This window comes from Rubritalea sp., assembly GCF_039830215.1.
GTDB lineage: Bacteria > Verrucomicrobiota > Verrucomicrobiia > Verrucomicrobiales > Akkermansiaceae > Rubritalea.
In genome coordinates, this window is the sequence record NZ_JBDOPO010000212.1 from 1 (window position 1) to 13,340 (window position 13,340).

The 13,340-nt window shown below is 46.2% G+C and carries 9 protein-coding genes; 4 read left to right on the plus strand and 5 right to left on the minus strand.

The window, feature by feature from the left end:
- The 3 genes from ABGY95_RS07090 to ABGY95_RS07100 all read right to left on the minus strand — a co-directional run.
- Positions 1-1,445, minus strand: a 1,445-nt coding sequence (locus tag ABGY95_RS07090) for a CTP synthase (protein WP_347440991.1), incomplete at its 3' end; no start/stop codon positions are given.
- Between the two features lie 17 nt (positions 1,446-1,462).
- Positions 1,463-2,224, minus strand: coding sequence for a 3-deoxy-manno-octulosonate cytidylyltransferase (gene kdsB, locus ABGY95_RS07095; protein WP_347440992.1), 762 nt, complete (start codon positions 2,222-2,224; stop codon positions 1,463-1,465).
- A 94-nt stretch (positions 2,225-2,318) separates the two neighbouring features.
- Positions 2,319-2,561, minus strand: a complete 243-nt coding sequence (locus ABGY95_RS07100; RefSeq protein WP_347440993.1) for a hypothetical protein — start codon at positions 2,559-2,561, stop codon at positions 2,319-2,321.
- Positions 2,562-2,645: 84 nt separating this feature from the next.
- On the opposite strand from ABGY95_RS07100, the gene ABGY95_RS07105 reads away from it, so the two are divergent.
- The 3 genes from ABGY95_RS07105 to dnaN all read left to right on the plus strand — a co-directional run bounded on the left by ABGY95_RS07105 (position 2,646) and on the right by dnaN (position 7,777).
- Positions 2,646-4,379: a hypothetical protein gene (locus ABGY95_RS07105; protein WP_347440994.1), complete on the plus strand. Its 1,734-nt coding sequence runs from the start codon at positions 2,646-2,648 to the stop codon at positions 4,377-4,379.
- A gap of 536 nt (positions 4,380-4,915) precedes the next feature.
- A complete protein-coding gene (gene dnaA / locus ABGY95_RS07110) occupies positions 4,916-6,373 on the plus strand; it encodes a chromosomal replication initiator protein DnaA (protein ID WP_347440995.1) in 1,458 nt (485 codons plus the stop codon).
- Positions 6,374-6,679: 306 nt separating this feature from the next.
- On the plus strand, positions 6,680-7,777 hold the full coding sequence (dnaN, locus tag ABGY95_RS07115) for a DNA polymerase III subunit beta (protein ID WP_347440996.1): 1,098 nt from the start codon (positions 6,680-6,682) through the stop codon (positions 7,775-7,777).
- A gap of 536 nt (positions 7,778-8,313) precedes the next feature.
- Here the strand turns inward: dnaN and ABGY95_RS07120 are convergent.
- On the minus strand, positions 8,314-9,948 hold the full coding sequence (locus ABGY95_RS07120) for a transglycosylase domain-containing protein (protein ID WP_347440997.1): 1,635 nt from the start codon (positions 9,946-9,948) through the stop codon (positions 8,314-8,316).
- A 55-nt stretch (positions 9,949-10,003) separates the two neighbouring features.
- Positions 10,004-12,250 (minus strand): transglycosylase domain-containing protein, encoded by a 2,247-nt coding sequence (locus ABGY95_RS07125; RefSeq protein WP_347440998.1) that lies wholly within the window; start codon positions 12,248-12,250, stop codon positions 10,004-10,006.
- Positions 12,251-12,407: 157 nt separating this feature from the next.
- On the opposite strand from ABGY95_RS07125, the gene ABGY95_RS07130 reads away from it, so the two are divergent.
- Positions 12,408-13,340, plus strand: a 933-nt coding sequence (locus ABGY95_RS07130) for a trypsin-like peptidase domain-containing protein (RefSeq protein WP_347440999.1), incomplete at its 3' end; no start/stop codon positions are given.

Consider the following 13,340-nt stretch of genomic DNA (forward strand, 5'->3'; position numbering starts at 1 on the left):
ATGCCGGCAGTTTCGATTTGCTTGCGGTACACCGGGTTGAACTCGTATCGGTGACGGTGGCGCTCAGTGATAAGTTCGCTGCTGTAGAGTTCGAATGCTTTGGTGTTCTTGTAGACGATAGAGTCAGATGAACCTAAGCGCATGCTAGCACCCATAGTGGTTATTCCTTTTTGCTCATCTTGCAGTGAAATGACTGGGTGTTTGGTGTCTTTATCAAATTCCGTAGAGGTCGCGCCTTCAAGCCCACAAGCATTGCGCGCAAACTCGATCGTTGCGATCTGCATGCCGAGACAGATACCAAAGTAGGGGATCTTGTTCTCACGGGCAAACTTCGCTGCGATGATTTTGCCTTCGGTTCCGCGGTCGCCGAAACCACCTGGAATGAGGATTCCGTGGACGTCTTTGAGTTCAGTGGCAGGGCCGTCCGATTCTAGTATGCTGGCATCTACACGCACGATTTTGACCTTTGTATCATGTGCTGCGCCTGCGTGGACGAGTGATTCGTAGATTGACTTGTAGGCGTCTTGTAGTTCGATGTATTTTCCTACAACAGCGATGTTAACTTCGTGGGTAGGGTTGATGATGCGGTCAACAAAGTGACGCCACTTTTCTAGGTCCGGTGTCTCAGAGTCGAGTCCTAGGCGGTCGCATACGAGACGGTCTAGTTTGTCACGACGAAGGTCGAGTGGGCATTCATAGATGGTGTGGTTCACATCGCGGAATGCTACTACGTTCTTGGCTTCGACGTTACAGAACATGGCTATTTTGGCGCGGTTGTCGTCGTCTAGGTCGTGCTCAGTGCGGCAAACAATAATGTCAGGAACAATGCCGATTTCGCGAAGTTTCGCTACTGATTGCTGTGTTGGCTTGGTTTTGATTTCACCAGCAGCTGCGATGAATGGCAGGAGAGTGACATGGATGAAACAAACATTGTCACGGCCAACTTCAAGAGAAAATTGACGGAGGGCTTCGAGGAAAAGGTAGCCTTCGATGTCACCAGTGGTGCCGCCGATTTCAGTGATAATCACATCTGCGTCGCTCTTTAGAGTGACCTCACGGATGCGGTCTTTGATCACGTCTGTGCAGTGCGGGACCATCTGAACAGTCTTGCCAAGGTACTCACCTGCGCGCTCGTTCTGAATCACCTTCTCGTAAACTTGACCAGAAGTGATGTTGTTGAGTTTGGAGCACTGGCTGTTTGTGAATCGCTCGTAATGGCCTAGGTCGAGATCGGTCTCCGCACCGTCAGCGAGAACGTAAACTTCGCCGTGTTGGTATGGGGACATTGTGCCCGGGTCTACGTTGAGGTAAGGGTCAAACTTCTGAATGAGAACGTCGAGGCCCCGGTGCTCAAGTAGCGTGCCAAGCGATGCTGCACAGAGACCTTTTCCTAAGGAGGAAACGACACCGCCTGTGACGAAAATGTATTTTGTTGGATTTGCCATGTTGATCGTGTGTGAAATTATGGTTGTGGAATTTGTGATTGGAGGAACTTCTCTAGTTGCTTCGCTTGTTCGAGGGTGTCGACACCGCCAGAGGTGTCATCGGTAATGATGACTCTGATGCGGGCGTTATTTTCGAGCGCACGTAGCTGCTCGAGTGACTCAGCGAGCTCTAAGGGTGAGGGTTCCCACTGGATAAACTGCAGAAGAAAGTCTTTGCGGTAGGCGTAGATGCCTTTGTGGCGGTAGCAAGTGAGTGCCGGACTGGCACTGCGCTGAAAAGGGAGCGGAGAGCGTGAGAAATACAGCGCGTCACCATTTTTCTTAAGAACACATTTGACCACGTTAGGGTCATTCATTAGGGCTTTGTCCTCAATAGCACTAGCAGCAGTAGACATTTCTAAGGCATCATCAGCGAGTAGTGAAGAAGCGAGTTCATCTATGAGAGCGGGGCAAATCAGAGGTTCATCTCCCTGAATATTAATCAAGTGCGTCGCCTGAGGAACTGCAGAAGCGGCTTCGGCAATACGGTCAGTTCCCGTGGGATGATCTGTTGCTGTCATCGCAACATTGGCGCCAAAGCTTCGGCAAAGTTCCGCTATACGATCGTCATCCGTAGCGACAATGATACTATCCAGTTTTGAGCACTCTTGGCAGCGCTCCCAAACATGTTGCACAAGCGGTTTGCCCGCAATAATGTGCAATGGTTTCCCTGGGAAGCGGGTAGAAGCCCAACGAGCTGGAATGATCCCTAATACGTAATTGCTAAAATTGGTGTCCACTGTATGAGTTAGTGCAATTTAAGACGCGACCTCATGTCGCGCAAGGTTCTTTTACTTTTAAATATTTACGTGGAAGTGTCGTTGAAAATACCCGCTAATTGAGCCCTTCGCTTTTGACGTAGTCGAGCGCTTTGCCTAGGCTTGATTGCATGAGGAAGTGGTTCAGTTGGGAAGGGATTTTTCCTTTATGATAGGTGTGCCATTTTTGGATAGATTCACTGACTTGTTGAAGTTGGCGTAGTTGTTCCTGTGGATCGGTGTCGCGCAGCTGATTGTCAGAGATCACTTCGAGTCGTCTCTCTAGCGTTTCAGCCAGTACTTGGTAATGCGTTTTCATGCTTATAGGGCTGTATGGATTTATTTAAGGGATGTAAAGTAATTCGTATCGACGTCTCTGATGAGTCTTGTTAGTGTGCGAAATATGGATAAAGCAATTCATGAATATTTCACAATGTGGGATTGGGGAGTCATTTTCGGTTATCTGCTACTAACGACAATTGTGGGACACTGCATGCGTGGTAAACAGGGGACGATTCGTGATTTCTTCTTAGGCGGAAGATCGCTACCTTGGCAAGCAGTGAGTGGTTCGATTATTGCTACTGAAATTTCAGGAGTCACTTTCATCGGTGTGGCCGGAACCTTGTTCGCTCTCCATGGAAACTTCACTTATTTGCTTTGGGGGATTGGCTCTGTGATCGGGCGTGTGATAGTGGCGAAATATTTTGTGCCACGGTATTATGAGGACGAGATTTACAGTCCTTATGACTATATGGGAAAGAGACTTGGCGTGGGAGCTAAAAGACTCGCTACCGTCATCTTCACTATGGGGAGTATATTAGGTCAAAGTGTGCGGGTTTTTGTGGCGGCGATACCTCTTGAGGTAGTCACCGGTTTGCCGATATGGATTTGTATAATTATCATTGGCCTCTTCGCAATAGGATGGACTCTAATGGGGGGGATGAGCACTGTAATCTGGACGGATGTGATGCAGTTTGGGCTGTTTACCTTTGGTGGACTGACAGCCTTGTTTTGGGTGATTTCTTCGCTTGATGGAGGATGGGGACAATACTGGGGTGTTGCTGAACAATTCGGGAGGACTACTGTTTGGGATGGCCGCTGGGGATTTGATGCAAAGCTTGAGTTTACCTTTTGGGTCGCTCTGATTGCTGTGCCATTTCAGAATTTGACGGCTTTCGGAGTGGACCAATTGAATGCGCAGAGAATGTTTTGCTGTAAGAATGTAAAAGACGCCTCCAAAGCGCTGTTGTGGAGTTGTGGTGGTCAGTTACTCACTTTACTAATGTTGCTGGTGGGTACCGCACTGTTTGTTCATTATAATGAGAATCCATTCAATGGTTACGAGGGGCGAGAGATAATGGGGACACCCAAAACTCTCAATATTGATAGTGATGTGGCCTTGGCTAACACAGCTCTGGAGGCCGCTCCTAGAATTGAGCACCCAGATGCAACTCAATATGGGATTGACCATGGAATTAGTAATAAGCAGGAGAATCCCTTCGTCTCGAATGTTGCCGTGCCGGTAAAACGTGACAACGTGTTCCCAATGTGGATTGTCACGCAGATGCCAGTGGGGTTGTCGGGCTTGATTCTAGCTGGAGTTTTTGCGGCAGCTATATCAAGTCTAGATAGTATCCTAGCAGCATTGAGCCAAACTACACTATCCTTCCTTTATCACCCAGAGGATAAAACCGATGAGGAATTAGATGAGCTAGAGTTAGTGAAGAAGTCCAGGATACTTGTCATAATTTGGGGTGTTTTGCTTACAGGATTCACTTTGCTACTTGTTGTCGCAGCCCAGGGAATACCTGTGCTCCCTCTAGCGTTTGGCATGTCAGCATACACGATGGGACCACTACTGGCGCTTTTCTTTGCTGCTCTCATTGGGCGTGGCTCCTACCAAGGTCTAATTGTCGGAGCATCGGTATCCTTTTTACTCACGATGTTTGGCAGGATGGATGTGTGGGTATTAGTGAAGAAGATGGGGGGCGATATCACTTGGCTGACGAATCTACCGACATACACAGCTTCCAGTGAAGGCGCGATATCGGTGGTTTATTGCTATGCTTGGTTTTGGCCAATTACTACCATTGTAACTTTGCTCTTCGGCTTGTATTTCCCTAGCTCTAAAAAGTAGGGATAGAGTGCCTGAGTAGCGTAAAATTTAGAAGTTATTCTTTGTGTATGATTTATGAATTTGTGTATTGAACGATTTTAAATTGAGCCAATTCTAGACGCGTATGGATATGAATGCCTCACCTGTCATATAGGCTGCTTCTAATTGAGATAGTGGTGAGCGCCCAATTTGACTGGTCTTAGTAATATATTTAAGCGTAAAACTTATAGTTAGTTACGCATATTATTTTTAAAAAAATAACGTTGTCAGATTGATCTTAAGTATGCTCTATCCATTGAAAACACTGGGTTTAGTCGCTTTGTTAATGACCTGTGGACAGTCGTTAAAAGTTAGTTTAGCAAAGTTAACTAATGACCTCGTCAAGCCACTAAAAAAAAATACCCGTGGAACCCTTGTGGAAACTCTAAAATTTTTTTTAAAAAGGTGTCTAATTTTAAAAAGTTTTCCCAAGTAAGGGATTGGATGTGTATCAACTGGCCACCCAGCAGGAGGGCCGCTCAGACAGACCGAGCTCCAACTGCAAAAAACTCTCAGGAATGAATACTACACGAGCGGAAGCTACCAAAATGCACGACATACACTCCAAAGCCAACAATCTCCCAACTGCATCAGAGATTACTACTCCCAAAGCAGCTGATCAAACGATCTGGAATGCCGTCTCAGGATATCTTCAAGAGTTGTTAAGCCCAGATGCCTACCAACGTTGGTTTGATGGCGCGACATGTGCTGAGATTTCACAAAGCGAAATCAGGATTGCTGTACCAAGTGACATTCATCAAGTCTGGATTGAGACGAACTTCATGCCTGAGCTACAGTCGGCAGTTTCGCAAGTTCTCGATGCTTCAGTCGTTGCAAGAGTTTGCGTTGAAGGCTCAGATGCGGTGACTACGAATGACTCTGAGAAAGCTGAATTGGATTGCAGCGTTTCGATGCTAGCTGCAGACAAAGCGAGTTTGGACAAGAAACTGAAGGGTGTTGGGCTAAACCCTTTATTTAACTTCAAGCGATTTGTTGTTGGGCGGAATAGCGAATTTGCCCATGCCGCTTGTACAGCTGTTGCTTCAGGCTCAGGAGTGTCTTACAATCCGCTCTTTATCCACGGTGGCTCAGGATTGGGAAAAACTCACCTGATGCAGTCAGTGGGCAACCGTATGCTTTCTGAAAACCCCAATGCTAAGGTGGTTTACCTAACTAGCGAGAAGTTCACTAATGAGTTCATCGACTCAGTAAAGAAAGGTGATCTTGAAAAGTTTCGTCGCAAGTACCGTAAAGCTGATGTTCTTCTGATTGATGATATTCAATTTCTTGCTGGTAAAGAGCGTTCACAAGAAGAGTTCTTCCACACATTTAACACTTTGCTCGACCTTCAGAGCCAAATAGTTCTCACCAGTGACCGTCCAGCATGTGAGATTAAGCATTTTGAACCGAGGCTTATTTCTCGTTTTGAAAGCGGTCTGACAGTCGAGACTCAAACTCCTCGCATGGAGACGCGCGTTGCCATTCTTCGCAAGAAAATGGATGACTGGGACGTTAAGCTCACTGATGAGGTTATTCGTTTCCTCGCGGAGCGCATTCGCAGTAACGTCCGTCGATTAGAAGGTGCGCTCGTGCGTCTCGCAACTTATGCTTCGCTTGGTGGAACGACGATTACTATCGAACGTGCTGAGACGCTTCTCCGTGATATCTTGCGCGAAGAGGGTGCCAAGCAGGTAACTATTGATGCGATACAAAAGGCTGTATCAGAGCACTTCGACATACGCCTTGCTGACATGAGTAGTAGGCGTCGCCCAGCGAATATAGCATTTGCTCGTCAAATTGCTATGTACCTCAGTCGTAAGATGACTCAGTCCTCTCTTATGGAAATTGGAGATGCCTTTGGCGGTCGTGACCACGGCACTGTAATTCACGCGGTAAAAAAAGTGGAGCAACGTATTGGTAAAGAATCTCTAGTTCGCGATACTGTGGATTTGCTCGACGCAATGCTGCAGCGTTAGTGATCTAACTGGATTCAGTTTAATGAAAGGGGCTCTGGTTCGCTGGGGCCTTTTTTTAGTTCACTTACCTGAGTCTGGCAGATCTCACCAAGAATCCCAATAACTAAGGAATCTAACGAGAGTTAGTTATTCACTCGATAGATTAATGGTGCCACATATTGTGGTGTTGTGAATAAATGTAGCCATATGGAGCAAAATTGGTGGTTTGCTCTAAATGAGACTTGCGTTTGTTGGGGGACAGTTCAATTTGATTGCGTACATCACTTCTCCCTTATTCTAGTGGAGAAACAACCAACGGCCCAATCCATGAAATTTACTATTTCCAAGCAGTCTTTTCTCGATGCGCTCCATCAGGTGCAGCATGTAGTAAGCAACCGTACCACTCTTCCAATCTTATCAAACGTATTGATTGAAGCTCAGGGGAGTGAGCTTAAGCTTACAACAACCGATCTCGATGTCGGAGTGAGCGGTACAGTGATGGCTGATGTTGAAAAAGAAGGTGCTACCACGCTTCCAGCAAAACGTCTTGTTAGTATTATTCGCGAACTCCCAGCTGAGAATGTGGAAATTTCGGTAGATAATAAAAATTACGCCAGCATCAAGTCCGGCCCATCCTTTTTCAAGATCATAGGTCTCGGTCAAGACGAATTCCCTCCGCTTCCCAAATTTGAAGAAGCGAAGGAATACAAGATGCCACAAGATGTTCTTTTAGATTCACTTAAGAAGACATCTTATGCTATATCTACCGACGAGACACGCTACGTACTCAATGGTATCTACACGTCATTTAAGGATGGAAAAATCACACTTGTTGCAACTGATGGCCGTCGTCTTGCAATGGTTGAAAACGATCTTGAATTCCCATCTAGCCACGAAGCAGATGTGATCATCCCTTCCAAAGCGGTGCAGGAACTCCAGCGTCTTTTGACTGACAAAGGAGATGTGATTATTCGACTCACTGACAGTCAAGTCGCATTCGAAATCAACGGCAGCCTACTAGTTTCTAAGTTGATCGAAGGTAACTACCCGAACTACCGTCAGGTTATTCCGAATAACACATCGGAGCGTATCCAGGTGGGCCGTGAAGCATTCCTAGAGACTGTGCGACGTGTTTCTTTAATCGCTTCAGATAAGTCTAACTCGGTTAAATTAGCATTTGGAGCTAACAGCATTGATGTGATGGCTAATACACAGGACATAGGTGAAGCTAGTGAGCGTATTGATGTGACTTATGGGGGGGCTGAATTTGCTATCGCATTTAACCCAGAATTCCTCATGGCTCCTTTGAAAAACCTCGATACACAAGATGTGTATCTCGATCTGATTGATGAAATGAGCCCAGGTGTTATCCGCATCGATGGGTCTTTCCTCTACGTGATTATGCCAATGCGAGTGACCAACTAAGTAAGTAACCCGCCTATCAAATTCCTAATACCGATTGTCTCAGAGTCGATCGGTATTTTTTTACCTTAAATATGGCTTATACAGGATAGATGATTTCTATCTGTCACTCGCCACGCCCTTTAATTCTACTGAGGCTAGAACTGAAAGTAGGCTCACCGAAAAGGGGATTAAAGAACCAGTTAGATCAGGTGATTACTTCGCTCAATTAAATGAGTTACTCGAGATTGTGCTCCATAGCCCAGTAGTGAGACGATGCCAATTCTGAATAGAATCTGAGCTAAAGCACGTGTTAGCTGTGCAATTGCTAGTGGCAGTTTACAGCTGTCGAATGCGCTTTCAATAGGCTCTTAGTGAACTTGAAGGCTTGTATAATTTTTAGTCATTTAGCTCACGTAGGCCATGAACCTGACAGCCTGATGCGCTTGATGCGCTTGATGGGGAACAAGAATTGGATTCCAAAGAGAAAAAGGTGAGTTCGAGTATTTTAGAGGGAGAGGCTTCCCACGAAAATTGAGATTCCTAGAGATCACAGAGCTCTAGTTGACCCATTTGTATGTCAAATTTTCCATCTGTTTCAAAAGTTTAGATTTGTTAGGAACGGGCTTAGCCTTATCAAATCCCAGCCATAGTACAGCGGTCATTTCTTTATGGCTGGCCATGGACCAGAGTGCTCGCCCGCCGAAGGAGTCGGTCGTGTATAGCACTGTACCTTTCGCGTTTTTAAGTAACTGAATTGTTTCTAGAGCTGAACCTTCCTCAATCGCTTGTGTGCCTTTTGTGGAATTGAAAAAGAGAGAGGAACCATCGCGCTTCACAATAGATTTAACAAAATAGGTGTGTGGCCGTTTTCCGTTGTTCGAGAGGACTGAAAAAGCGGTAGCAAGCCTAAGTGGGCTAGTTGTCCCACTACCGTAAAATATTTCACTTTGATTGAAATTATCTTCTAAGCCAAAGCGTTTCGCTATGCGAATCATATCGGCTGACTCGAGTTGCTTGCTAGTTTGCAAAGGTTTACCCTTGATCGGTAATTTGCCTCTCTCTAGGGCTGCCGCGTATATGAACGGGCTAAATGCGTTGCCGAGATCAATCTTACTATCTAGTGCTCGATCAAATTGGGAGGTTTTGTAGTCGGTGCCGCCAATTGAGCAACGAATGGCTCCGGACGCGTGGTCGATAATGATGCAGGCAGCCTGCAGGTTTGGACTATTGGAGCTGCTAACGATGGATTTTATATCGTTCTCACATTCGTAGAGAAGGTCGAGATCGAGAGTGCTAGTGATAGTGAGGCCGGCTGAACGGATGTCTTTGCCGGCTAAGATGCCATGCAAGTGACGGTCTAGAGCCTTCATAGCATAGCCATTGGCAGTGTGCGCGGGTTTCTTTGCTGTTGTGACTAGCTGAGGTAGATTGAGTGGCTTCGACTTGATAGATTGAGCTTTTGCTGCGGATAATTTACCGACGATTACCAACCGGTCGAGCACTTGATTTCGTTGCTGCTCAGCAGCTTTGATATCATTCAATGGTGAAAAGATGTGTGGGCCGCGGATGATTCCTACCAATGTGGCCGACTCAGAAATGTCTAACTCACGTGTCGGCTTTTTGAAGTATTTCAATGATGCTTGCTCGATCCCATAGCACCCGGACCCGAAATAAATTCTGTTGAGGTAATAGGCCATAATTTCTGGTTTGGTGTAGCGAGTCTCGATTCTCATCGTGAGTGCGATCTCTATAAACTTCCTATTCAATGACTTTTCTTTCAATTCGTCGTAGGTGTTACGAGCAAGCTGCATTGTGAGAGTTGATGCTCCCTGCGTGAATGACATGTCTTTCATATTTCTTGCCGCTGCTCGAACTAGGCCAACAAAATCAACCCCGCAGTGGGTTTCAAAATTCTTGTCTTCTCTAGCGATGAGGGCATCTATCAGGTGTTGGGGTAAGTCTTCTTTGGTGATCAGTTGAGATTGCTTGTCGTAGGCACCCAGTAAAGCCTTACCAGTGTGATCAAGTAAGATATTCTGAAGTTGCTCTTCGGCCACTTTATCGAGATCAAATTTACTAGCTTTATAGTAGTAGTAAGAAGTGACGAGTAAAAAAATAACGGTGCCCAAAAACGCAAGCTTCGCGCTAACCTTGAGGGCTAGCCTTAGCCACTCAGGCATCCAATCAGTCATTGGTGACTTTTGATTTTTGGGTTTCCACTGCATACTCAGTTTCAGTTATCAGGTTCTAACGGGATGGAATTGCTCTAGGAGGTGCAGGATCTTCGCGTAGAACTTCTGCGCGTACGGGGTGGTTGTCGCAGCTGTGTTGTGGGATAGAATCCTTAGGAACCAGAGCAGTGTAAGCTGAACGGTGGGATTCGCAACCGCGGGTAGCAATTTGCGAGGTGTAACGGCAAAGGCGAATTTTTTTGAATTGTATGGTAGGCTTTAAAGAATGGGCTGGGTATTTACGTGGGGCTGCAGCTTTCATCACGTCAGCCCAGATCGGTAACGCAAGTGTCGACCCGTATCCTCGGCTTATGGTGCGTGAGTTGTCATCCATGCCTACCCACACGGCGCAGGTGAGTGAACTAGTGTAACCTGCGAACCATGCATCTTTGTAATTATCTGTAGTCCCAGTTTTCCCTCCGCATGGAGATTCAAATTTTTCAATACTGCGCAATCTGGCTGCTGTGCCACGAGAAGTCACTTCTTGTAATGTGTTCGATATCGACGATGCCAATCCAGCCTTAGCGGCAGTGTAGGGTATGGAGCCTGAGCCGGGGTAGACGATTTTTCCACTAGCGTCAGTAATCAGTGAAATGATGAATGGACGGTAAATCGTTCCTCCATTCGGAAAGACTGTGTACGCCTGTGCCACTTGATATGGCGAGGCTTCAAATGCGCCCAAGTAGGTTGCGGGTGTGTTGGGTATTTTCTGGTTGAATCCTACTTTGCGAGCCGTTTCTTGAACATTATAGATTCCTGCGTAATCGCCAATCCTAATAGCTGCTGTATTTCTAGAACGTGCGAGAGCTTCGGACACAGCCATCATGTTCTCATACTTGCCGTCAGAATTACTTGGTGACCATGAGTGTTGAGCTCCTTTAATTTCGCCAGGTCGTATTCGGTTATCTCTCACCCAACCACCTGGCTGAAGTCCTTTTTCGAAGGCTGCCATATAGACGAAGGGTTTGAAGATTGAGCCAATTTGTCTCTTGCTCAAAAGAGCTCTATTGAATTTAGATTCATCCGCATTTCGACCACCGACAATGGCTCTGATTGCCCCACTTTTATTCTCAATACAGACCAGCGCGCCCTGTATGTACTTTGGTGCTGCTCTAGTGTGAGCTGAATTACGATTGAATTGTGCTCTGGTTTGGTGCCTGTATCCTGAGCGTTTTTCTACAGCTTTAAGGCGAGTTTCAACGGACCTTTCGGCAGCCTTTTGTAGATCTGGGTCGATCGTAGTCGTGATGTGTAAACCACCCATCTCTATATTGTGTTGTTCGAGGATTGTTTCTAAATCCCGACGAATAGAATCCATTGCATAGGAATCATGCAGGATGCGTCTTCCGTGTGGGCGAATTTTGAGTCCTTCTAATTTCGCCATGTCAGCTTCTTTTTGAGTGATGAATTTGTAGTGAACCATTCTACTTAATGTCACATCTCGTTGTTCTATGGCTGCTTCAAAATCGACAAAGGGGGAAAACGTATTGGGGCCTCTGATGATGCCTGCAAGTAGTGCCGACTCAGATAGGCTTAATCCATGGGCATTTTTCTCAAAATAGGTACGTGATGCTGACTCGATACCTTGGATAGAATGCCCCCAAAAAATCCTATTCATATAGTGCTGAAGGATTTCAGCTTTGCTGAATTTGCTTTCGAGACGCAACGCTAGAGCTAATTCTAGAAGTTTGCCGTCGATAGATTTGCCGTCATAGTTAAATGAATTATCAGCCAATTGCATGGTGAGGGTTGAGGCGCCTTCCTTCTTCCCTTCACTCACAAAGTTTTTGGCTGCACGGACTAATCCGCGAGGGTCAATGCCAATATGATCATAGAATCTGGCATCTTCCCGGGCCACTAGAGCCTTGATGAACCATGGTGAGATTTGATCGACCTTTAGGAGTAGTCGGTTATCTCCGTGGACGGTGCCAATTTCGGTCGTTCCATCATTAGCATAAACAATCGAACGCGCAGGCATCTCAGTGACTTTATTAAGGTCATAGGTTTGTGCCCTTAAGCCATAAATGACAGCTAATACTAAAAATACTATGCCAGAGAGGAAACCAATACAGGCAAAAAGCTTAAAAAACCAACGGTTGATAGGGTGACAAGATTTAGAAAAATGGTCGACGACTCCGATTGGCAATGTCAGAAAGCGGCTAAACAAACTGCGTCGGCGCTTCCGCTTTCGACTACCTGCTGGTGCAGGCTTACGTGCGGACTTACGTTTTGTTGCTTTCTTAGCTGTTTTTTTCGCTGCCATAATGGGGCTAGGAAGGTATTATGTCTATCGACGGACTGGTGTGTGAAGAATGGCTACGCGAAAAACGCCCCTTGTACTATCTGAAATTTCATTTTGAGAATGAAAAATTACCGACTATAGTTAAATTACGTAGAAACACGAATTACTTGAATCATCTATGACCCATATTACAAAGTACTGTACAACCTTAATTGGAGTCGTCGGCTTAATGGCTTCGCCTCTCTTGGCTGATGCCCCGAGCGTGACCAGTGTAGCTCAGCTCAAAGAGTTACAAAACAAAATTCAAGAGGTGGTGCGCGTTGCTCAACCCGCGACCGTGGCTCTTACCTCTAACCGCACAGGATCATGGGGGAGCGGGGTCGTTGTCTCTGAGAGTGGTACCATTCTTACAGCAGCCCATGTCGTACACGGGGCCAAGACCGTGGTTGTGATATTTCCCGATGGCTCTGAAGCATCTGCCGATGTTTTAGGTGCGAACCGGACCAAGGACACAGCAATTTTAAAAATCAGGGAAGCTGAGACTTACCCATATGTTGAAATGGGTGACTCAGACCCGCTTGAGGTAGGAAACTTCCTCGTAGCCATGGGGCATGCTGGTGGATACGACGCACTACGCAAACCACCAGTTAGATTTGGCCGTTTAGTTTCTAAAAATGTGGGAGGCTACTTTTCTAGTGATTGTGCTTTGATTGGTGGTGACTCTGGTGGCCCGATTTTTGATATCGAAGGGAAATTGGTTGGAATAAATTCTTCGATTGGTGAGGACAGAAAAGCAAATAACCATGCTGGCCTAAGTGCTTTGAAAGCCGATTGGAAAAGGTTAGAGTCTGGTGAGACTTGGGGAAGCCTAAGTTCCAATCAATTGGCCAATAACGATAGCCCAATTCTCGGTGTCGCGATACTTGGATCAACTGCACAAGGTGTGCTATTGGGGGAAGTTGTCCCGGGTGGACCTGCTCAAAGGGCTGGTTTCAAAGCGCGAGATATTATCCTCAATGTGGAGGGGCACAAAGTGAATAATGGTGGGCAACTCTTGATAGAGTTGAATAAATTTAGACCTGGTCAGACTGTGACATTGGAGGTCCTACGT